The 21214-nt window shown below is 71.1% G+C and carries 17 protein-coding genes; 10 read left to right on the top strand and 7 right to left on the bottom strand.

Annotated features, from left to right (window positions below; genetic code table 11):
* Positions 1–199: 199 nt before the first annotated feature.
* Together ACTYVM_RS26175 and ACTYVM_RS26170 are read right to left on the bottom strand one after the other, a co-directional pair.
* Positions 200–1024: an ECF subfamily RNA polymerase sigma factor, BldN family gene (locus tag ACTYVM_RS26175; protein WP_445528310.1), complete on the bottom strand. Its 825-nt coding sequence runs from the start codon at positions 1022–1024 to the stop codon at positions 200–202.
* Between the two features lie 438 nt (positions 1025–1462).
* Entirely contained in the window at positions 1463–2389 is a 927-nt protein-coding gene (locus ACTYVM_RS26170) for an HAD family hydrolase (protein WP_445528309.1), read from the bottom strand.
* Positions 2390–2523: 134 nt separating this feature from the next.
* Between ACTYVM_RS26170 and ACTYVM_RS26165 the strand changes: the two genes are divergently transcribed.
* From ACTYVM_RS26165 to ACTYVM_RS26140, 6 genes are all read left to right on the top strand, one after another.
* Positions 2524–2799 carry a glutaredoxin family protein gene (locus ACTYVM_RS26165; RefSeq protein ID WP_445528308.1) on the top strand — a complete coding sequence of 92 codons (276 nt, stop codon included), beginning with the start codon at positions 2524–2526 and terminating at the stop codon, positions 2797–2799.
* A 298-nt stretch (positions 2800–3097) separates the two neighbouring features.
* Positions 3098–3862, top strand: coding sequence for a redox-sensing transcriptional repressor Rex (locus ACTYVM_RS26160; RefSeq protein ID WP_445528307.1), 765 nt, complete (start codon positions 3098–3100; stop codon positions 3860–3862).
* Positions 3859–5652, top strand: a complete 1794-nt coding sequence (locus tag ACTYVM_RS26155; RefSeq protein ID WP_445528306.1) for a glutamyl-tRNA reductase — start codon at positions 3859–3861, stop codon at positions 5650–5652. The genes ACTYVM_RS26160 and ACTYVM_RS26155 overlap by 4 nt, the downstream gene beginning before the upstream one ends.
* Entirely contained in the window at positions 5649–6620 is a 972-nt protein-coding gene (gene hemC, locus ACTYVM_RS26150) for a hydroxymethylbilane synthase (protein WP_445528305.1), read from the top strand. The genes ACTYVM_RS26155 and hemC overlap by 4 nt, the downstream gene beginning before the upstream one ends.
* Positions 6617–8323: a bifunctional uroporphyrinogen-III C-methyltransferase/uroporphyrinogen-III synthase gene (locus tag ACTYVM_RS26145; RefSeq protein ID WP_400033264.1), complete on the top strand. Its 1707-nt coding sequence runs from the start codon at positions 6617–6619 to the stop codon at positions 8321–8323. Before hemC ends, ACTYVM_RS26145 begins: the two co-directional genes overlap by 4 nt.
* A gap of 168 nt (positions 8324–8491) precedes the next feature.
* Positions 8492–8953: a pyridoxamine 5'-phosphate oxidase family protein gene (locus ACTYVM_RS26140; protein ID WP_445528304.1), complete on the top strand. Its 462-nt coding sequence runs from the start codon at positions 8492–8494 to the stop codon at positions 8951–8953.
* Between the two features lie 89 nt (positions 8954–9042).
* On the opposite strand, the gene ACTYVM_RS26135 is transcribed toward ACTYVM_RS26140, so the two are convergent.
* From ACTYVM_RS26135 to ACTYVM_RS26125, 3 genes are all read right to left on the bottom strand, one after another.
* Positions 9043–10377, bottom strand: a complete 1335-nt coding sequence (locus ACTYVM_RS26135) for an aldehyde dehydrogenase family protein (protein ID WP_445528303.1) — start codon at positions 10375–10377, stop codon at positions 9043–9045.
* A 61-nt stretch (positions 10378–10438) separates the two neighbouring features.
* The gene (locus tag ACTYVM_RS26130) at positions 10439–11563 is read right to left on the bottom strand and encodes an alcohol dehydrogenase catalytic domain-containing protein (RefSeq protein WP_445528302.1); all 1125 of its coding nucleotides are present in this window, start codon (positions 11561–11563) and stop codon (positions 10439–10441) included.
* Positions 11563–13044, bottom strand: a complete 1482-nt coding sequence (locus ACTYVM_RS26125; RefSeq protein ID WP_445528301.1) for an APC family permease — start codon at positions 13042–13044, stop codon at positions 11563–11565. Before ACTYVM_RS26125 ends, ACTYVM_RS26130 begins: the two co-directional genes overlap by 1 nt.
* Positions 13045–13212: 168 nt before the next feature.
* Between ACTYVM_RS26125 and ACTYVM_RS26120 the strand changes: the two genes are divergently transcribed.
* The 3 genes from ACTYVM_RS26120 to ACTYVM_RS26110 all read left to right on the top strand — a co-directional run bounded on the left by ACTYVM_RS26120 (position 13213) and on the right by ACTYVM_RS26110 (position 15960).
* Complete coding sequence (locus tag ACTYVM_RS26120) at positions 13213–13863, top strand: TetR/AcrR family transcriptional regulator (RefSeq protein ID WP_445528300.1); 651 nt, start codon at positions 13213–13215, stop codon at positions 13861–13863.
* A gap of 101 nt (positions 13864–13964) precedes the next feature.
* Positions 13965–14957 (top strand): porphobilinogen synthase, encoded by a 993-nt coding sequence (gene hemB, locus ACTYVM_RS26115; RefSeq protein WP_445528299.1) that lies wholly within the window; start codon positions 13965–13967, stop codon positions 14955–14957.
* A 100-nt stretch (positions 14958–15057) separates the two neighbouring features.
* Positions 15058–15960: an SAM-dependent methyltransferase gene (locus ACTYVM_RS26110; protein WP_445528298.1), complete on the top strand. Its 903-nt coding sequence runs from the start codon at positions 15058–15060 to the stop codon at positions 15958–15960.
* Positions 15961–16011: 51 nt separating this feature from the next.
* Here ACTYVM_RS26110 and argS read toward each other — a convergent pair whose 3' ends face one another.
* Positions 16012–17775 carry an arginine--tRNA ligase gene (gene argS / locus ACTYVM_RS26105; protein WP_400033248.1) on the bottom strand — a complete coding sequence of 588 codons (1764 nt, stop codon included), beginning with the start codon at positions 17773–17775 and terminating at the stop codon, positions 16012–16014.
* A gap of 231 nt (positions 17776–18006) precedes the next feature.
* Between argS and lysS the strand changes: the two genes are divergently transcribed.
* Entirely contained in the window at positions 18007–19770 is a 1764-nt protein-coding gene (lysS, locus tag ACTYVM_RS26100; RefSeq protein WP_445528297.1) for a lysine--tRNA ligase, read from the top strand.
* Between the two features lie 74 nt (positions 19771–19844).
* Here the strand turns inward: lysS and ACTYVM_RS26095 are convergent, their stop codons facing one another.
* Positions 19845–21146, bottom strand: coding sequence for a DUF2637 domain-containing protein (locus tag ACTYVM_RS26095; RefSeq protein ID WP_445528324.1), 1302 nt, complete (start codon positions 21144–21146; stop codon positions 19845–19847).
* Between the last annotated feature and the right edge of the window lie 68 nt (positions 21147–21214).

Here is a 21214-nt window from a genome sequence, read left to right as displayed (position 1 = left end):
TCCCCGGGGGTCCTGAGGGTGCACGTCCACAGTCGCCTCTTCCGATCGGTGATCAGGATTGGCCAGGGCGTGACCACAGGGAGCCTCTAGCCCGCACAACGAGCGGCTCGGCACTTGGGTTACGGACCCGGGCGCATCGGATCGAGAAGTCAACACACCTCGACAGAGCGTAAGTTGGGCGTCGCGCAGCGTGTGCGGCTCAGCGCGCGTCGTCCGGGAGGAGCCGGGCCAGGGTGCGCACGGCCCGGTACTGGAGGGTCTTGATGGCGCCCTCGTTCTTGCCCATCACGCGGGCGGTCTCGGCGACGGACAGGCCCTGGAGGAAGCGGAGCGTGACGCACTCCTGCTGCTGGGGGTTGAGCCGTCGTACGGCGTCCAGGAGGGCGGCGTTGGACAGGGATTCGAGGACGGAGTCCTCGGGGGAGCGTTCGACCTCGTTGGCGTCGAGCATCTCGCCGGTGGTGACCTCGAGCCGGAACCGGCTGGACTTGAAGTGGTCGGCGACGAGGTTGCGCGCGATGGTGACCAGCCAGGCGCCGAAGTCGCGGCCCTGCCAGGTGAAGGTCCCGATGCGGCGCAGGGCGCGCAGAAAGGTCTCGCTGGTGAGGTCCTCGGCCGTCGCCTTGCCGCCGACGCGGTAGTAGATGTAGCGATACACGGTGTCGCTGTACTGGTCGTAGAGCCGTCCGAAGGCGTCGGCCTCGCCGGCCTGGGCGCGCTCGACGAGCTCCATCATCCGGGCGCTGTCGCTGTCCGCGGCCGGGCGGCGGACCGTGGCCGCCGCGGCCGGGCGTCCTCGTCTGCCGGCCGCTCGCCCTTCGCCCGATCGTCGTCCCTCGACCACGGCGCTGCGAGTCGGCACCTGCTCCATGCCGTCGGCCAGCGCGTAGGCCGGTCCGAGCGGCGTGGCGGTGGCGAATGCGGGGCCGGCGTACGCGGTGGGGACGAGACCGCGCAGCAGGTCGAGGACCGTTGCGCGGAGCGTAGCCAGGCCCGAGGCGTCAACCCCGACGTGTGGGTACACGGGACTCCCAGAGGCAGAGCTTCCATCACGTGCAGTGCGGAACCGTTCACCCGTCGTAGCGACGGCGGGGTCCCGGTATGCGTCTGAGGAGAATAACGCTTCGTGCAGGGGCTGCTACACCGAGTTGCTCAAATCATCGATTCCGTCGCTTCCGTAACCGATTGGCGTGCGTTCGGACGTCGGAGAGTGACCGTTTGCTGACCGATCTGTTCCGTCTTCGGTCTGTCTCTGGGGTGGATCCTGGCGATGCACCGCCAAGTCGAATGGCCGGAACGGCAAGGGCGTACGTTCGGTCAATTGCCCGTGCTTCCGGGTGCGCCGCCCGACCGCGACCGGCGAGGGCCCGTACCGCCAGTAGGCGGCACGGGCGGCACGGGCGGCACGGGCGGCTGGGTGCGGCGCGACCGGTTGGGCGGCACGTGGTGAGCGGCAGCGGGGTCAGCGGCGGCGGCGGTGCAGGGCGATGGCCGCCGCGGTGCCGCCGGCCACGGCGCCGACGCCGGCCGCCGCGGGGATGCCGACCTTGGCCGCCTTGCGGCCGGTGCGGTAGTCGCGCAGGCGCCAGTCCATCTCCCTGGCGTGGCGGCGCAGCTTGGCGTCGGGGTTGATGGCGTAGGGGTGGCCGACCAGGGACAGCATGGGGATGTCGTTGTGGGAGTCGCTGTAGGCGGCGCAGCGGGTCAGGTCCAGGGCCTCCGCCGCGGCCAGGGCGCGTACCGCCTCCGCCTTCGCCGGGCCGTGCAGCGGCTCTCCGACCAGGCGGCCGGTGTAGACGCCGTCGACGGACTCCGCCACCGTGCCCAGTGCGCCGGTCAGGCCCAGGCGGCGGGCGATGACCTGGGCGATCTCCACCGGCGCGGCTGTGACCAACCACACCTTCTGGCCGGCGTCCAGGTGGGCCTGGGCGAGCGCGCGCGTGCCCGGCCAGATCCGCTCGGCCATGTACTCGTCGTAGATCTCCTCGCCGATCGACTTCAGCTCGGCGACCCGGTGGCCCTTGACGATCGACAGCGCCGAGTCGCGGGCGTCCTGCATGTGCTCGGGGTCCTCCACCCCGGCCAGCCGGAACCACGCCTGCTGCCAGGCGAACTTCGCGAGGTCGCGCGTGTCGAAGAACTTCCGCTTGTACAGGCCCCGGCCGAAGTGGAACAGCGCGGCGCCCTGCATGACGGTGTTGTCCAGGTCGAAGAAGGCGGCGGCCTGCTCGTCCCCGTGCACCGGGAACTCCGACGCCTCCTGCGGGGACGGCGGTACACCCGCTTCCTGGGAGGATTTGCGCGCTGCCTCCGCCGAGGCCTCGCCTGCCAACACGCTTCGCGCCGTGGCGAAGCGCCTACGGGAAGTGAGCCATCCGAGAGCGGCCATGGCGTGAGCATAGCCAGTTGGCCGGGTGGTTCCGGCGTCGAGAGGTTTCGCGGGCCGTGAACTCTTCGCGACGGCGCCGTTGCGAAGGCGCCGCCGAGGGTGCCGCGGCGCGCGCCGGAGCGACAATGGGCGACATGACTCCCATCTTCCGCCGCAAGTCCCCCGGGCCCCAGGGACGGCTCGTCACCCTCGTCCGCAAGCCGGGCTGCCATCTGTGCGACGACGCGCAGACCGTCGTGGAGAAGGTGTGCGCCGAGCTGGGCGTCGCCTGGGAGCAGAAGGACATCACCGAGGATCCGGAGCTGTACGACCGGTACTGGGAGCAGATCCCGGTGGTACTCGTCGACGGTGAACAGCACACCTTCTGGCGGGTGAACGAGGAGCGGCTGCGCAAGGAGCTCAAGGGCTGATCGAGACTGACCGAGGAGTACAAACTGGCTGGAAGTCGCCTAGGATCGATGGCGTCTTGGTCTCGGGGGTGGGGATCGTAGAGGAGAGTGTGCGGTTTTGCCCCCCACAACAAAGGCACAGCGGTGTGAATGCGCTGGTTCCAAAAATCTGCGCCGGGGGTGCGTGACCCCGGTCACGTTGGCCGGGCAAATCGGACACCATCTTTGTGCACACGTTCACAAAGACATAGCCTGCTGTCGACGGGGCGGTCTGGGGACATATGACCGCCCGCAGCCCCGCTCTACCCGCAGGAGCACCGTGGCAACTGGCCGAACTCACCGACCGGCGACCCGTAGCCGAGGGATTCCCGAGGCCACCGTCGCCAGGCTTCCGTTGTACCTCCGAGCCCTGACCGCACTGTCGGAGCGCTCGGTGCCCACGGTCTCCTCCGAGGAGCTCGCGGCCGCGGCGGGGGTCAATTCCGCCAAGCTGCGCAAGGACTTCTCCTACCTCGGCTCCTATGGGACCCGCGGGGTCGGCTACGACGTCGAGTATCTCGTGTACCAGATCTCCCGCGAACTCGGCCTCACCCAGGACTGGCCGGTTGTGATCGTCGGTATCGGCAACCTCGGCGCCGCCCTCGCCAACTACGGCGGCTTCGCCTCCCGCGGCTTCCGCGTCGCCGCGCTCATCGACGCCGACCCGGCGATGGCCGGCCGGCCCGTCGCCGGCATCCCGGTCCAGCACGCCGACGAGCTGGAGAAGATCATCCGGGACAACGGCGTCTCGATCGGCGTGATCTCGACCCCCGCGGGCGCCGCCCAGCAGGTCTGCGACCGGCTGGTGGCCGCCGGTGTCACCTCCATCCTGAACTTCGCGCCGACCGTGCTGTCCGTCCCGGACGGCGTCGACGTGCGCAAGGTCGACCTCTCCATCGAGCTGCAGATCCTCGCCTTCCACGAGCAGCGCAAGGCCGGTGAGGAGGCCGTCGCCGAGCGCGCGCTCCCGCCCGCCGCGGCGGTCCGCGACAAGTCCGCCGACCAGGGCCCGGACGGGGATGTCCCCGCCGTGATGCCGGCATGAGCCTCCTCGTCGTCGGACTGAGCCACCGCAGCGCCCCGGTCAGCCTCCTGGAGCGCGCCTCGCTGAGCGCGGACGGCCAGCACAAGCTGCTCCAGGACACGGTCGCCGCCGAGCCGGCCACCGAGGCCGCCGTGCTCGCCACCTGCAACCGCATCGAGCTGTACGCCGACGTGGACAAGTTCCACGCCGGTGTCGCCGAGCTGTCCCAGCTGCTCGCCCAGCACAGCGGGGTCGGTCTCGAGGAGCTCACCCCGTACCTCTACGTGCACTACGAGGACCGCGCCGTCCACCACCTGTTCTCGGTGGCCTGCGGACTGGACTCGATGGTCGTCGGCGAGGGCCAGATCCTCGGTCAGATCAAGAACGCCCTGGCCCGCGCCCAGGACCAGCACAGCGCCGGGCGTCTGCTGAACGACCTGTTCCAGCAGGCCCTGCGGGTCGGCAAGCGCGCCCACTCCGAGACCGGCATCGACCGCGCCGGGCAGTCCCTGGTCACCTTCGGCCTGGAGCAGCTGTCCGCGGGCGCGGACGTGCAGGCCTGGGCGCGCGGCAAGAAGGCCCTGGTCATCGGCGCCGGTTCGATGTCGTCGCTGGCCGCCGCCACCCTCGCCCGGGTGGGCGTGGGCGAGATAGTGATCGCCAACCGTACGCAGGACCGGGCCGAGCGCCTCGTCCAGATCCTCACCGAGGGCGACGACACGGACGTGCTGGCCCGCGCGGTACCGATGGACGCGGTGCCGCTCGAGCTGACACGTGCAGATGTCGCCGTCTCCTGCACCGGCGCGACCGGCCTCGTCCTGACCGCCGAGACGGTCGGCGCCGCGGTCGAGGGCCGTACCGGAACGCCCGTCACCGTGGCGCGGGCCGCCGGTGCGGAGCGCGGGGCGGTGCGCACGGACGTACGCGAGACCCCCGTGCCGCTCGTGGGCGCCGGCGCCGACGAGAACTGCCCGCTGGACCTCGCCGCCGAGCCCGGCTTCTCCCTGATGGGCGAGTCCGCCGTGGCCGGCATGGACGCGGCCACCCTGGAGCAGCACGGCACGTGGGTCGATGAGGGTGCCGCCCTGCTCGAGCGGAGCCGAGAGCTTGGGGGAGGAACCGTCGACCGCCGGGAGTCCGCCCGTGCCGAGGCCGACCCCGAGACCGACGCCGAGCTGATCACCGCGCTCGCCGCGACCGTCGCCAGCGCCGGCCGTGTCCCCGAGCACCGCAGGCCCGAGCCGGTCGCCGTCGCACCGCGCCCCGAGCCGGCCCTCTTCGTGCTGGACCTCGCCATGCCGCGCGACGTCGACGCGGCCGCGCACCGGCTCGCCGGGGTGCGCCTGGTGGACATCGAGTCGCTCGCCGAGGCCTCCGCCGACGCTCCGATGGCCGCCGACGTCGACCAGGTCCGCCGTATCGTCTCCGACGAGGTGGCGGCCTTCGGGGCGGCGCTGCGGGCGGCGCACATCACACCCACCGTCGTCGCGCTGCGCACCATGGCCGCCGACGTCGTGAGCAGCGAGATCGCCCGCCTGGAGGGGCGGCTGCCCGGTCTCGACGACAAGCACCGTGCGGAGATCACCCAGACCGTCCGGCGGGTGGTGGACAAGCTGCTGCACGCGCCGACGGTCAGGGTCAAACAGCTCGCGGCCGAGCCCGGCGGCGCCGGGTACGCGGACGCGCTGCGCACCCTGTTCGACCTGGACTCCGAGACGGTCGCCTCCGTCTCCCGGGCCGACCGCGATTCCGACGACTCCGAGAAGCACGACGACTCCGAGAAGCACAGCAAGAACCGAGGGCCAGCATGACTGAGAAGGCACTGAGGCTCGGGACCAGGCGCAGCAAGCTCGCCATGGCCCAGTCCGGGTTGGTGGCGGACGCCGTGAGCCAGGTGACCGGACGGCCTGTCGAGCTCGTCCCGGTCACCACCTACGGCGACATCTCCCGTGAGCACCTCGCGCAGATCGGCGGCACGGGTGTGTTCGTGGCCGCACTGCGCGAGGCGTTGCAGCGGGGCGAGGTGGACTTCGCGGTTCATTCGCTCAAGGACCTGCCCACCACGCAGCCCGAGGGCCTGGTCCTCGCCGCCGTACCCGAGCGCGAGGACCCGCGTGACGTGCTCGTCGCCCGGGACGCGCTGAAGTTCACCGACCTGCCCCACGGGGCGCGCATCGGTACGGGCTCGCCGCGCCGCATGGCCCAGCTGAACGCGTACGCCCGCGCCCACGGCCTGGAGATCGAGACGGTCCCGATCCGGGGCAACGTCGACACCCGCATCGGCTTCGTCAAGAACGGCGAACTCGACGCGGTGGTGCTCGCCGCCGCCGGGCTGAACCGGGTCGGCCGGAGCGACGAGGCGACCGACTTCCTGTCGGTCGACACGATTTTGCCGGCCCCCGGCCAGGGGGCCCTGGCGGTCGAGTGCAGGGCGGGGCACACCGCCCAGGACGCCGTCCTCGCCGCCGAGCTCGGCGAGCTCGACGACCCGCACACGCGGGCCGCCGTGACCGCCGAGCGGTCACTGCTCGCCGCCCTGGAGGCCGGCTGCAGCGCCCCGGTGGGCGCGCTGGCCGACATCCTGGCCGACGGGCGGATTGTCAAGGAAATGCGCCTGCGGGGCGTCGTCGGCAGGCCCGACGGCTCCGCACTGGTGCAGCTGTCCACCACCGGTCCCGTGCCCCAGACGCACGATGCGGCGATGGCACTCGGTCGCGAACTCGCCACCGAGATGCTCGCCCAGGGCGCGGCCGGTCTGATGGGGGAGCGAGCACAGTGAGCCCCACCACCCTTCCCGCCTGTCCCGAACACGGGCACGTCACCTTCCTCGGCGCCGGACCCGGAGATCCGGGACTGCTCACACTGCGCGCCGTGGAGGCGCTGGCCAACGCGGATGTCCTCGTCGCCGAGCACGAGGTGCTCGACGTCGTGCGCACGCACGCCAGGCAGGGCGTCGCCGTCGTACACACGGACCCGGGTCCTTCGGCGGACTCGCATCCGGGCACGGGCACACCCCAGCTCACGGTTGTTGACGGCACGTCAACAACCGCTGGGATCCCCGCGGTGCGGGATGCCGCACATCTTGTCATGGAGGCCGCGCGGGGCGGCAGGCGGGTCGTCCGTGCGGTGTCCGGGGACCCGGGACTCGACACGTACGCCGCGGAGGAGATGCTCGCCTGCGCCGCCGCGGGCGTTCCCTTCGAGGTCGTCCCCGGCATCTCGGCCGCCGTCGGCGTGCCCGCGTACGCCGGGGTGCCGCTGCGCGACGCCCAGGGCACCGACGTACGGTTCGTCGACGCGCGGACGGCGTCCGACCGCTGCTGGACCGAGGTCGGCGCCTCGGACGGCACGGTCGTCGTGTCGACCACGCTCGACTCGGTCGCCGCGGCGGCCGGCGAGCTGGTCTCGGCGGGCCGCAAGCCCGACACCCCGTTGACGGTGACGGTCGCCGGTACGACCACCCGCCAGCGCACGTGGACGGCGACGCTCGGCACGATCGCGCAGACCCTGAAGCAGGCCAAGGTCCTGCCGTCCCCGGACGGCGGGCGCCCGGTGATAGCCGTGGTGGGCGAGCGCAGCGCGACCGCCCAGCGCGACCAGCTGTCGTGGTTCGAGTCCAAGCCGCTGTTCGGGTGGAAGGTCCTCGTGCCGCGCACCAAGGAGCAGGCGGCCTCGCTCTCCGACCAGCTGCGGTCCTACGGGGCCGTACCGCACGAGGTGCCGACGATCGCCGTCGAGCCGCCGCGCACGCCCCAGCAGATGGAGCGCGCGGTCAAGGGCCTGGTGACCGGCCGCTACGAGTGGATCGCGTTCACCTCGGTCAACGCGGTGAAGGCGGTGCGGGAGAAGTTCGAGGAGTACGGTCTCGACGCCCGGGCCTTCGCCGGCATAAAGGTGGCCGCGGTCGGCGACCAGACGGCCAAGGCGCTGATCGCCTTCGGCGTGAAGCCGGACCTGGTGCCGAGCGGTGAGCAGTCGGCCGCGGGCCTGCTGGAGGACTGGCCGCCGTACGACCCGGTCTTCGACCCGATCGACCGTGTCTTCCTGCCCCGCGCGGACATCGCCACGGAGACCCTCGTGGCGGGTCTGATCGAACTGGGCTGGGAGGTCGACGACGTCACGGCCTACCGCACGGTCCGCGCCTCTCCGCCCCCGGCGGAGACCCGCGAGGCCATCAAGGGCGGTGGCTTCGACGCGGTGATGTTCACGTCGTCCTCGACGGTGCGGAACCTGGTCGGCATCGCGGGCAAGCCGCACAACGTGACGGTGATCGCCTGCATCGGCCCGGCCACGGCGAAGACCGCCGAGGAGCACGGCCTGCGGGTCGACGTGATGGCCCCCGAGCCGTCGGTCCACAAGCTGGCCGAGGCCCTGGCCGACTTCGGCGCGCGGCGCCGGCTCGCGGCCCTGGACGCGGGCGACCCGGTGACGCGGCCGAGCGAACGGCGACCGGGGTCGCGCAGGCGCCGCTCGTCGACGTGAGTGCGGCGTGAGCGCTGAGTGAGCTGGTGGCGGAGCGTGCCCTGTGCGGGCGTGTTCCGCCATCGCGCGTTCTTGCCCGCGGTGGGCGCCCTGGTCCTCTCATCGGTCGCCGGGAGTAGGTCTTTCGCCTCATGCGCGCCGTGAGCCCGCTGGCTAAGGTCGGCGCTCATGCAGACCACGGGGATTGTTCGCCGCCGGGCGGCGGAGCGCAGGCGCGACACTCTGGAACGGCTCGTCGCCGAGCGGGACGTATGGGTGTCGACGGCACATCCTGATCACGGGCCGCATCAGGTGCCGCTGTGGTTCTCGTGGGACGGGCGAGCGGTGTGGATGTGCACCGGTGCCACTTCCGCGACCGCGCGGAACGTCCGGGAGGAGCCGCGCGTGCGCCTGGCGCTGCCGGACACCTTCGACGTGGTGCTGCTCCAGGGTGAGGCGGAGTGCTTCCCGGACCAGGTTGTGCCCGCGGACGCGGCGGAGGCGTTCGCCGCCAAGTTCGGGTGGGACCCCCGCGCGGAGGAGGGTTCCTTCATATACGTGCGCGTGGTGCCGAAGACCGTGCGCGCTTGGCGCGGCGAGCCGGAACTGCGCGGCAGAGTCATCATGCGCGACGGGACATGGCTGGCATAGCGGCGTCCTGTCATCAGCCGGTCGCACGTACCGATGCGGAGGTCCGGGCCCCTGTCGCAGGCCCGGACCCGGTCACATGCCCTGAGTGGTCACGCCACGGTCCGGATGAGCTTCTTGTTGACGAACTCCTCGATTCCGGCGCGGCCGAGTTCGCGGCCGAAGCCGGAGCGCTTGATGCCACCGAAGGGGAGTTCCGCACCCTCCGCGCCGACGCCGTTGACGAAGACCATGCCGGCCTCGATGCGGTCGGCGACGCGCTCGGCCTGCGCGGGGTCGGTGGTGAAGAGGTAGGAACCGAGGCCGTAGGGGGTGTCGTTGGCGATACGCAGGGCGTCGTCCTCGTCGGTCGCCGGGAAGACCATCGCGACCGGTCCGAACAGTTCCTGGCGGGCGGCGGTGTGTTCGGTGGTGAGCCCCGTGAGGACGCCGGCCGGGAAGTAGGCCCCGTGCCGTTCGGCCTTGCTGTGCAGCGTGGCGCCCTGGGCGACCGCCTCGTCGACCTGCCGGGCGAGGTTCTCGGCGGCGGCGACCGACGACAGCGGGGCGCCGGTCTCGCCGGCGAGCAGCCGGGCGGTGAACTTCTCGACGAACGCGTCGTAGAGGTCCTCGACGACGACGAACCGCTTGGCGGCGTTGCAGGCCTGGCCGGTGTTGTCGAGCCGGGCGGCCACGGCGGCCTCCACGACCGCGTCGAGGTCGTCGGTGGACAGCACGACGAACGGGTCGGAGCCGCCGAGTTCGAGGACGACGCGCTTCAGGTGCCGCCCGGCGACCTCGGCGACGGCCGCCCCGGCCCGCTCCGAGCCCGTGAGCGAGACGCCCTGGACCCGCGGGTCGGCGATCACCTCGGCGATCTGCTCGTTGGTGGCGTACACGTTGACGTACGCGCCGGCCGGGAAGCCGGCCTCGGCGAACAGCTTCTCCAGCAGAGCGGCGGTGGCCGGGCACTGCGGGGCGTGCTTGAGGGCGATGGTGTTGCCGAGCGCCAGGTTCGGGGCGGCGAACCGGGCCACCTGGTAGGCGGGGAAGTTCCACGGCATGATGCCGAGCAGGACGCCCACCGGGCCGCGCCGGACGACGGCGCTGCCGGGTCCGGAGATGACGTCGAGCGGCTCGTCGGCGAGGAACCCCTCGGCGTGGTCGGCGTAGTAGTGGTAGATGTCGGCGCAGAAGCCGATCTCGCCCTCGGCCTCCGCGAGCGGCTTGCCCATCTCGCGCACGATGCTCGCGGCCAGTTCGGCCTGGTGCTCGGTGTGCAGGTCGCCGAGCCGGCGCAGCAGCGCGGAGCGCTCGGCCACGGAGCTGGTACGGCCCCAGGACGTGGCCGCGTGGGCGGCGGCGACGGCCGCCTCGATCTCGGCGTCGGTGGCGGTCGGGTAGGTCGCGGCGACTTCGCCGGTGGTGGGGTCGGTGACGGCGTACATCAGCTCTCCGGAGAGTGGTCGGGTGCGTCGGGTGCGGGGCGGCTGCCGGTCACGGGGCGGTTCACGGCGTCAGGATCGTTCTGACCCCGGTGTTCGACCTGAGGTCGTCGAACGCCTCCGCCGTCTCCGCGAGGGGCCGGGTCTTGCCGATCAGGTCGTCCAGCGGCAGCCGGCCGGCCAGGTAGAGGCGGGCCAGTTTGGGGATGTCGATCTCCCCGACACTGGAGCCGTAGTTGCAGCCGAGGATCCGCTTGCCCTGGTCGGCGAGGTCGAACAGGTTGAACGACCCGGTCGCGCCGGTCGGTGCCATCCCGACCAGGACCGCCGCGCCGCCGGAGGTGAGCATGTCCGGGAGGGTCTCGATGACCTTCGGGCTTCCGATCGCCTCGAAGGCGTAGTCCACGCCGCCGAGTTCGTCCTGGCACCAGGCCGCGACGTCGGTCCCGGCCCCGTCGAGTGTGTGGGTGGCGCCGAACCGCTCGGCCACGGCGAGGCGTTCGGGGGAGAGGTCGACGGCGACGACGGGGTCGGCGCCCACCAGGCGAAGGCCCATGACCACGCTGAGCCCCACGCCGCCCGTGCCGATGACGACCGCGGACTCGCCGGGGCGGACCCGGGCGGTGTTCATGACCGCGCCGATACCGGTGGTGATGGAGCAGCCGAGGAGGGCGCCGATGCTGAACGGCAGCTCCTCGGGGACCTTCACCGCCGCCGACTCGGGTACGACCAGCCGGTTCGTGAACGCCCCGAGGCCCAGGTAGGGCCACACCGCCTCGCCCTCGGTGTCCGTGAACGGGGTGGTCCCGTCGGGCAGCGTGTTGGCGACGGCCCGGGTGCCGGTGCACAGCCACGCCATCCCGGCCACGCACTTGCGGCAGCGCCGGCACGGCGCGAACCAGGACAGCACGACGTGGTCGCCGGGCCGCACGGAGGAGACGCCGGGCCCCACCGCGGTGACCACCCCGGCCGCCTCGTGTCCGAGCACGAGCGGTCGGTCGGTGGGCCAGTCGCCGGTCACGATGTGCAGGTCCGAGTGGCACACGCCGGCCGCGCGCACGTCGATCTCGACCTCGCCCGGCCCGGCGGACCGGAGGGAGACGTCCTGCGACCGCAGCCCCGAGACCGGGTCGAAGACGATGGCCGGGGAGAAGGCCGGGGAGAGGGTCGGGGACGGTTTCGACGGCATCAGGACACCTTCACCTTTTCGGGGGCCGGGTTCTGGGGGAGCTTGGTGTGGGGCTTGGCGACCGCGACGTAGACGAGACCGATGGCGAAGAGCACGGAGAAGACCAGGATCACGGCCCAGACCTGGATCCAGCTGCCGCCGACCGGGGCGAGTTCGGCGCGGGGCCAGGCGATGTTGACCGCCTCGAAGAGCAGCCACACCACGGCGAGCACGTTGACCACCAGGCCGGTCCGTCCCAGCCGCAGCGCCCCGGCGGAGGGGTTCCACCGGCCGCTCAACCGGGCGGCGAGCGCCACGACGGCGACGGTGAGGAAGATGAAGTAGAAGCCGCCGGAGCCGAACGCGATCAGGGTCGCGGCGGCATTGCCGTTCAGCCCGAGCAGCAGCCCGAGGCCGGCCAGCACGGCCGTCGCGATGAGCGAGACGTACGGGATCTGCCGCGGGCCGATGGTGGCGAGCGTCGAGGAGAAGGGCAGCTGCCGGTCGCGGGCGAACGAGTAGACGGCTCGTCCGATGTACGTCTGGATCGAGATGGCGCACGCGAAGAACGCGATCAGAACGACGACGACGAACGGCTTCTCGCTCCATCCGCCCAGCCCGTCGGTCACCGCGGTGAGAACCGGGTCCGCCGTCCTGCCGGACACGGCGTCCCCGGGCCGGCGCAGTGAGAGCGTCACCGCGAGCCCGGTCAGCAGGACCGTGAAGGCGACGAACAGGTAGGCGCGCAGCAGCGCACGCGGCACGCTGCGCCGGGGCTGCTCGGTCTCCTCGGCGACCTGCGTGGTCGCGTCGAAGCCGAGGAACGCCCAGCCGGCCACCGCGAGACAGGTCAGGAAACCGGCCAGGACGGACCCCTTGGAGGCCGCCTCGGCTCCCAGCGTGTCGAACAGCGTCCCGAAGCCGTTGTGGCGCACGAAGAGCAGCAGGATCACGCTGATCGCGACGGAGGCGACGCCCTCGGCGAGGATGCCCGCGTTGAGGAAGTGCTTCACCGGGTTGACGCCGAGGAGGTTGATCCCGAGTGCCACGGCGATGAAGACCACGCCGAGGAGCACCAGGGTCGTCGCCGACGGCGTTCCGTGACCGAAGAGCATGTGCAGCCAGCCCGCCCCCAGGTAGGCCACCGTGGCCAGCGACGCGACGGCCGAGGCGAGGTAGATCCAGCCCACCAGCCAGCCGAGCCGCGGTCCGCCCAGTCGGCGCACCCACTGGTAGACCCCGCCGGTCATGGGGAACTGGGAGGACAGCTCGGCGTAGACGACGGCGGTCAGCAACTGGCCGAGGAAGGCCGCGACGACCGCCCAGATCCATGCGGGGCCCGCGAAGACGAACCCGAGCTGGACGACGGCGTAGATGCCGACCACGGGGGAGATGGTCGCGAACCCGATCGCGAACACGGCCCACGGGGTCAGGGTGCGTCTCAGCTCCTGCCGGTAGCCGTACTCGGCGAGGTCACCGGCGTCGGTGGGAGTGTCGTTCACGTGCGTCTCCTGACGGTGGTGCGTGCCGGAGGTGCCGGCTCGGCCGGGACGGGGGCCGGGGCCTGGTGGCGGGGTGGGATCCCCTTGATCAGCGGCTTCCTGATGTCCACGGCTATTGGCCGCGTGGCCAATTTCCTAATTGGTCGCATACTCAATAACATTCCGGGCATGACGTCAAGGGGTCCAGGAAAGCGAGTCCGCAAGGCGCCGGCCGAGCGCCGGAGCGAGATCGTCACCAGTGCCGCGCGGATCGGGCTCACGGAAGGTCTCGAGTGCGTCACCCTGCGGCGGGTCGCCGACGAGCTCGGCGTCCAGTCAGGACTCGTCGGCCACTACTTCCCCGCGGCCGACAAGCTCGTGGCCGAGGCCTTCACCAGCGCCACCATGGCCGAACTCGACAGCCTGCTCCCCGAGGGACGGACGGGGGAACCGGGCGACTCCGGGGACGACAGCCCGCTGCGCACGCTACGGCGCTTCTTCACCCTGATCTCCAGCGCCGACTTCGACAACGTCAGCAGGCTGTGGCTCAACGCACGGCACCTCTCCCGCTACCGGCCCGCACTCCACGAGCACGTCGTGGACCAGGAACTGCTCTGGTGCCGGCGCATAGAGCGGCTCATCACCGCCGGAGTGGCAGCCGGGGAGTTCCGCTGCGACGACCCCTGGGCGTCGGCCGTGCGCGTCCTCGTCGTGATCGACGGCACCAGCGCCTACATCAACACCAGCGCCGACCGCCGGGCCGAACCGATCGCCGACATGGTCCGCACCTTCGCCGAGGCCGAACTCGGACTGGCACCCGGCGCCCTGAAAACCCCCTGACGCACGGCCCGGGGACGGCGGGGCGGCGCCGACGCGGCGCCCCGCACCGGCCGACTCCCCGTCGGCAAAGGCACCGGGGCGGCGGGCGTAGCGTAGAGGGCATGACGAAGTACGGATCCTTTCCCGGTACGCGTCCTCGCCGGCTGCGTACCATCCCCGCCATGCGGCGCATGGTCGCCGAGACCCGGCTGCACCCGGCGGACTTCATCCTGCCCGCGTTCGTCCGCGAGGGCGTGAGCGAGCCCGTGCCGGTCTCGGCGATGCCCGGCGTGGTGCAGCACACGCGGGAGAGCCTGAAGAAGGCGGCCGCCGAGGCGGTGGAGGCCGGGATCTCCGGAATCATGCTGTTCGGGGTGCCGGAGGAGGAGAAGAAGGACGGCCTCGGGACGGCGGGGACGGACCCGGACGGGATCCTCCAGGTCGCGCTGCGCGATGTGCGCGCCGAGGTCGGGGACGAGCTGCTCGTCATGTCCGACCTGTGCCTGGACGAGTTCACCGACCACGGCCACTGCGGTGTCCTCGACGCCGAGGGGCGGATCGACAACGACGCCACGCTGGAGCGGTACGCCGAGATGGCCCAGGTCCAGGCCGACGCCGGCGCTCATGTCGTGGGCCCCAGCGGGATGATGGACGGGCAGATCGGCGTCGTCCGGGACGCGTTGGACCAGATCGGGCGGGAGGACGTGGCCGTCCTCGCCTACACCGTCAAGTACTCGTCCGCGTTCTACGGGCCCTTCCGGGAGGCGGTCGGCTCCTCGCTGCAGGGCGACCGCAAGACCTACCAGCAGGACCCGGCGAACCAGCGGGAGTCGCTGCGGGAGCTGGCCCTCGACCTGGAGGAGGGCGCCGACATGGTGATGGTCAAGCCGGCCGGTCCCTACCTCGACGTCCTTGCCCGGGTCGCCGACGCCTCGGACGTGCCGGTCGCCGCCTACCAGATCTCCGGCGAGTACTCGATGATCGAGGCCGCCGCCGAGAAGGGCTGGATCGACCGGGACCGGGCCATCCTGGAGGCCCTGACCGGCATCAAGCGGGCCGGGGCGCGCAACATCCTCACCTACTGGGCCACCGAGGTCGCGCAGAAGCTGCGCTGAGGGGCCCCGGCCGAACGCCGGCACCCGGAAACCGGGAACGGCCAAGTCGCCCTGGGAGTTAGGTTGTTGACGATCAGCCGACCTCTCAGGGAGACGTCCGATGTCCGGTGATGCCTTCAGCCACGACTCCGCCGAGCTGAGGAAGAGGATCGATTCCACCAAGCCGCACCCGGCCCGGGTCTACGACGTCCTGCTCGGCGGCAAGGACCACTACCCGGTCGACCGGGAGGCGGCCGCCGCGGCCATGGCCAACCACCCGCGCGGTTTCCTCACCGCCCGGCACAACCGGGACTTCCTGCGCCGCGCCGTCACCGCACTCGTGCGGGAGGAGGGCGTCCGCCAGTTCCTCGACATCGGCGCGGGCCTGCCGACCGCGCAGAACGTGCACCACATCGCCCAGAGCATCGCCCCCGAGACGCGGGTGGTGTACGTGGACAACGATCCGATCGTGCTCGCGCACGCGCGCGCCCTGCTCACCAGTGTCCCCGAGGGACGCACCGACTACATCGACGCCGACCTGCGCGACCCCGGGCGCATCCTGCGCGAGGCGGCCCGCACGCTCGACTTCGACCGGCCCGTCGCGCTGTGCCTGGCAGCGGTGCTGCACTTCATCGAGGACGAGGCGGCCTACGACGTGGTCCGGGAACTGCTGGGCGCGCTGCCCCCGGGCAGCTGGCTGGTGCTGAGCCACCTGGCCAGCGACCTCAACCCGGAGGAGAGCGCCAACGTGGCGCAGTCGTTCAAGAAGAACGGACTGACCTTCGTACTCCGGTCGCGGGACCAGATCGAGCGGTTCTTCGGCGACAACGGACTGAAGACGGCCGACCCGGGCCTGGTTCCCGTGCACCGCTGGCGGCCCGACGGCTCGGCCCCCGTGCTCCGGGCGCCGAGCCCCGAGTACCTCGCCTCCCTGGACTTCATCGACCGGATCAAGTACCACGACCCCAACGACGTCACGGACGAGGACATCAGCGTCTACGGGGCCATCGGCCGCACGGCGTGACGCGTGCGGCCGTAAGGCGTGACGTGCGGGGCCTCGGAAGCGCCGGGGCCCTCAGAGGCGCTCGGGGGTCCTGATGCCCAGCAGGTCCATGCCCCGGTGCAGGGTGCGGGCCGTGACGTCGCACAGGAACAGGCGGTTCTCCACCTGCTGCGGCGTCTCGGCCTTCAGGACCGGGCACTTGTCGTAGAACGTCGTGTACAGGGAGGCCAGCTGGTACAGGTACGCGGCCAGCTTGTGCGGGGCGTACTCCGCGGCGGCCTCCCGCACCGTCTCCGCGAAGGCGTCGGCGTGCAGGCCGAGCGCCCGCTCCGCCTCGGTCAGTTCCAGCTCGGGGTGGGCCACCGGACGGGTCTCGCCGGCCTTGCGGAGGATGGACCGGATACGGGCGTACGCGTACTGCAGGTACACGCTCGTGTCGCCGTTCAGCGAGACCATCTGGTCCAGGTCGAACTTGTAGTCCCGGATCGCCGAGGTCGACAGGTCCGCGTACTTCACCGCGCCGATGCCCACCTGGGCACCCCGCTCGGCGATCTCCTCCTCCGAGAGGTCCTGCGCCTTCTCCCGGACGACCGCCGAGGCACGCTCGATCGCCTCGTCGAGCAGGTCGACCAGGCGGACCGTCTCGCCCGCACGGGTCTTGAAGGGCTTGCCGTCCTTGCCGAGCACCGTGCCGAACGCCAGCTGGTACGCCGTCACGTCGTCGTTCAGCCAGCCGGCCCGCCGCGCGGTCTCGAAGACCATCTTGAAGTGCAGGGACTGCCGGGCGTCCACCACGTACAGCAGGGTGTTCGCCTTGAGGTTGAAGACCCTGTCCCTGATCGCCGACAGGTCGGTGGCCGCGTAGCCGTAGCCGCCGTCGGACTTCTGGACGATCAGCGGGACCGGGTTGCCGTCCGGGCCCTTGACGTCGTCGAAGAAGACGCACAGCGCGCCCTCCGAGCGGACCGCCACGCCGGACTCCTCCAGCAGCCGGCAGGTCTCGGCGAGCATGTCGTTGTAGCCGGACTCGCCGACGATGTCCGGGTCCCGGACCTCCATGTCCAGCTTCTCGAAGACGGAGAAGAAGTAGATCTTCGACTCGTCCACGAACTTCTGCCACATGGCCACCGTGTGCGGGTCGCCGGCCTGGAGGTCCACCACCCGGCGCCGGGCCCGCGTCTTGAACTCCTCGTCGGAGTCGAACAGCTTGCGCGCGGCCTTGTAGAGGCGGTCGAGGTTCGACATCGCCTCCTCGCCGCTCACCTGGGACGCCTTGTGGTCCAGCTCGTGCGGGTGCTCGTCCAGGTACTGGATGAGCATGCCGAACTGGGTGCCCCAGTCGCCGATGTGGTGCCGGCGGACCACGTTCTCGCCGGCGAACTCCAGGAGCTGGACCACGGAGTCGCCGATCACCGCGGACCGCAGGTGGCCGACGTGCATCTCCTTCGCCACGTTCGGCTGGGCGTAGTCGATCACCGTCGTGCCCGGCTGCTCCGCGTACGGCACGCCGAGCCGGCCGTCCGGGTCGGCGGCCCGCGCCGCGAGGTTCTCGGTGATGGCGCTGTCCGTGACCGTGATGTTGAGGAAGCCGGGTCCCGAGACCTCGATGTCCTTGATCACGTCACCGGTGACCACGTGCCCGACGACCTGGGTCGCCAGCTCCCGCGGGTTCGCCTTCGCCTTCTTCGCCAGCGCCAGGATGCCGTTGGCCTGGAAGTCCGCCCGGTCGCTGCGTCGCAGCAGCGGGTCCGCGGCGGCGGTCTCCGGCAGGGTGGCCGAGAGGGCGGACGCGAGGCGCTGGTGGACGGAAGCGGTGAGGGACGTGACCGAGGCCATAGGAAAGGGTGCCGTTCTCCTCGTGGGGATGGATAGACAGAGCCAGTATCCCACGCGGGGTAAAGCGAGTTTTCCGGTCGCCGGGCGAACGCCGGACCGCCCGTGCCCGTCCCATGCGTTGAAAAGGGGTTTTCGTGGATACCGGCCCGCCTGGGACAATGGAGCGGTCAGCCGTGCGACCGTAGCGGCCGCCCACGGAGAACCTTCAGAGAAACTTCAGGGAAAGAGGACGTGCCGATCGTGGCTCAGAGCACCGAGACCGCCGACTGGGTCTCCCGTTTCGCGGACGACGTCATCGAGGAGTCGGAGCGTCGGGCCCCGGGCGCAGTGACATCAGTCGCTACCGCTCCGGTGGTCGTCGTCGCGTCCGGTCTTTCGCCGTCCGGCCCCATCCACCTGGGCAACCTGCGCGAGGTCATGACCCCGCACCTCGTCGCCGACGAGATCCGCCGCCGCGGGTACCGGGTACGGCACCTGATCTCCTGGGACGACTACGACCGGTACCGCAAGGTCCCGGCCGGTGTCGCCGGCGTCGACGAGTCGTGGGCCGAGCACATCGGCAAGCCGCTGACCTCCGTCCCGGCCCCGAAGGGCTCGGAGCACCCCAACTGGGCCGAGCACTTCAAGGCCGCCATGGTCGCCTCGCTCGCCGAGCTGGGCGTGGAGTTCGACGGCATCAGCCAGACCGAGCAGTACACCTCCGGCGTGTACCGCGAGCAGATCCTGCACGCGATGAAGCACCGCGGCGACATCGACGCGATCCTCGCCCAGTACCGCACCAAGCCCAAGCCGGCCAAGAAGCAGCAGAAGCCCGTGGACGAGGCCGAGCTGGAGGCCGAGGAGGGCTCGGGCGCCGCCTCCGAGGACGACGGCAGCTCCGGCTCCGCCGGCTACTTCCCGTACAAGCCGTACTGCGGCAACTGCGAGAAGGACCTCACCACCGTCAGCGCCTACGACGACGACTCCACCGAGCTGACCTACGCCTGCACCGCGTGCGGCTTCTCGGAGACGGTCCGGCTCAGCGAGTTCAACCGCGGCAAGCTGGTCTGGAAGGTCGACTGGCCGATGCGGTGGGCGTACGAGGGCGTGATCTTCGAGCCGAGCGGTGTCGACCACTCCTCGCCGGGGTCCTCGTTCCAGGTCGGCGGGCAGATCGTCGGGATCTTCGGCGGCAAGCAGCCGATCGGCCCGATGTACGCGTTCGTGGGCATCTCCGGCATGGCGAAGATGTCGTCCTCGCGCGGTGGCGTGCCCACCCCGGCCGACGCGCTGAAGATCATGGAGCCGCAGCTCCTGCGGTGGCTGTACGCCCGGCGCAGGCCGAACCAGTCCTTCAAGATCGCCTTCGACCAGGAGATCCAGCGCCTGTACGACGAGTGGGACAAGCTCGCCGCCAAGGTCGCCGACACGTCGGCGCTGCCCGGTGACGTCGCCGCGTACACGCGGGCCGTGGGCACCGCCGCCGCGGAGCTGCCGAAGACGCCGCGCCCGCTGCCGTACCGCACGCTCGCGTCCGTCGCCGACATCACCGCCGGCCACCAGGACCAGGCGCTGCGCATCCTGTCCGAGCTCGACCCGGCCAACCCGCTGGGCTCGCTCGACGAGGCCCGCCCGCGGTACGACAGGGCCGAGGCGTGGATCAACACCCACGTCCCCGCCGACCAGCGCACCATCGTCCGCGAGGAGCCCGACACCGAGCTGCTCAAGCCCCTCGACGAGCCCTCCCAGCAGCAGATCCGGCTGCTGCTCGACGGCCTCGAGGACCACTGGTCGCTCGACGGGCTCACCCACCTCGTGTACGGCGTGCCCAAGGTGCAGGCCGGCTTCTCCGCCGACGCCACGCCCAAGGAGCTGCCGCCGGAGATCAAGACCGCCCAGCGGACCTTCTTCGCGCTGCTCTACCACCTGCTCGTCGGCCGCGACACCGGGCCGCGCCTGCCCACGCTGCTGCTCGCGGTGGGGCAGGAGCGGGTGCGGGCCCTGCTCGGGGAGTAGCGGAGCGCCGCGGAACGGCACGAAAGAGGGGCCCTCGCATGAGGGCCCCTCGTTCGTGTTCCGCGGTTCGAGGTTCAGGCGATGTGGTCGTCCTGCAGTTCCGCCGTGTGGCGGTTCGTGAAGCGATTGACCATGCGGTCCGCGTCACGCTGCGGGAGTGCGACGCCGTACGTCGCCTCCACGTCGTCCTTCAGTTGGCCCGAGGTGGGATAGCTGCCGTCGATCGACTTCTTGAAGACCAGGTAGAAGTCTTCCTCGGTCGGTTCCGGGGCACCGCCGCCCTCTCCGAGCTCACGGGTGCGACCCGGGCCCGAGGGGATGGGGAAGCTGCCGGTCGTCTCCGACGGGGATTCCTCGGGGAAGGGCTGCTCCTCGGGGAACTGGTTCCGGGGGAGTTCTTCCTGTTGGTGCTGCTCCTGCTGGTACTGGTCCTGCTGGTACTGGTCCTGCTCGTACCAGGCCGCGTACTGCTCCTCGGCGTACTGAGGGTCGAAGGGCGGCTCGTAGGTGGGGTCGTAGTCGCCCTGGTACTCGATCTGCTGGGGGTCCCTGGCGTGCAGCCAGGGGTTCGCCTCCGGATCGGACGCCGGTACCGGCGCGGGAGCATGTTCGGGCTGTTCGGCGTGGGGAGCGGGGACCAACTCGGGGAGCTGCTCGCTCTGAGACGCCGCCGGGGCGGGAGCCGGAGCGGGTGCCGGCAGGAGCGCCGGGAGTTCTATGCCCGCCGCCGCCAGGCCCGCAGGGGCCGTCTCCCCCAGGGGGACGCCGTACCGGGCGAGACGCAGCGGCATCAGGGACTCCACCGGGGCCTTGCGGCGCCAGGCCCGGCCGAAGCGGGAGCGCAACCGGGCCTGGTAGACGAGACGTTCCTGTTCCAGCTTGATGACCTGGTCGTAGGAGCGCAGCTCCCACAGCTTCATCCGCCGCCACAGCAGGAAGGTGGGCACGGGGGAGAGCAGCCAGCGGGTCAGGCGGACGCCCTCCATGTGCTTGTCCGCCGTGATGTCCGCGATCCGGCCGATCGCGTGCCGTGCCGCCTCCACGGCGACCACGAACAGCACCGGGATCACCGCGTGCATGCCCACGCCCAGCGGGTCCGGCCAGGCGGCGGCGCCGTTGAAGGCGATCGTGGCCAGCGTCAGCAGCCACGCGGTCTGGCGCAGCAGCGGGAAGGGGATCCGGATCCAGGTCAGCAGCAGATCCAGGGCGAGCAGCACGCAGATGCCCGCGTCGATGCCGATCGGGAAGACATAACTGAAGTTCCCGAAGCCCTTCTTGATGGCCAGTTCACGGACGGCCGCGTACGAACCCGCGAAGCCGATACCGGCGATGATCACGGCACCCGTGACGACCACGCCGATGAGAACGCGGTGCATCCGGGTCAGCTGTGGCGTGGCCACCGGTAACTCCCTCCCCTTGCGTGTTGTTGCGCGCAACAGAGTGG

This window comes from Streptomyces cyslabdanicus (assembly GCF_052663305.1).
Note: the sequence above shows the minus strand (reverse complement) of the source record. Positions and strands in the feature narration are given on the sequence as shown.

Coding starts and splice junctions, on each gene's coding strand:
- ACTYVM_RS26170 (WP_445528309.1), bottom strand. CDS start 2,389: ATGGCCGCTCTCGGATGGCTCACTTCCCGTAGGCGCTTCGCCACGGCG.
- ACTYVM_RS26165 (WP_445528308.1), top strand. CDS start 2,524: ATGACTCCCATCTTCCGCCGCAAGTCCCCCGGGCCCCAGGGACGGCTC.
- ACTYVM_RS26155 (WP_445528306.1), top strand. CDS start 3,859: ATGAGCCTCCTCGTCGTCGGACTGAGCCACCGCAGCGCCCCGGTCAGC.
- hemC (WP_445528305.1), top strand. CDS start 5,649: ATGACTGAGAAGGCACTGAGGCTCGGGACCAGGCGCAGCAAGCTCGCC.
- ACTYVM_RS26140 (WP_445528304.1), top strand. CDS start 8,492: ATGCAGACCACGGGGATTGTTCGCCGCCGGGCGGCGGAGCGCAGGCGC.
- ACTYVM_RS26135 (WP_445528303.1), bottom strand. CDS start 10,377: ATGTACGCCGTCACCGACCCCACCACCGGCGAAGTCGCCGCGACCTAC.
- ACTYVM_RS26130 (WP_445528302.1), bottom strand. CDS start 11,563: ATGCCGTCGAAACCGTCCCCGACCCTCTCCCCGGCCTTCTCCCCGGCC.
- ACTYVM_RS26120 (WP_445528300.1), top strand. CDS start 13,213: ATGACGTCAAGGGGTCCAGGAAAGCGAGTCCGCAAGGCGCCGGCCGAG.
- hemB (WP_445528299.1), top strand. CDS start 13,965: ATGACGAAGTACGGATCCTTTCCCGGTACGCGTCCTCGCCGGCTGCGT.
- ACTYVM_RS26110 (WP_445528298.1), top strand. CDS start 15,058: ATGTCCGGTGATGCCTTCAGCCACGACTCCGCCGAGCTGAGGAAGAGG.
- argS (WP_400033248.1), bottom strand. CDS start 17,775: ATGGCCTCGGTCACGTCCCTCACCGCTTCCGTCCACCAGCGCCTCGCG.
- ACTYVM_RS26095 (WP_445528324.1), bottom strand. CDS start 21,146: ATGCACCGCGTTCTCATCGGCGTGGTCGTCACGGGTGCCGTGATCATC.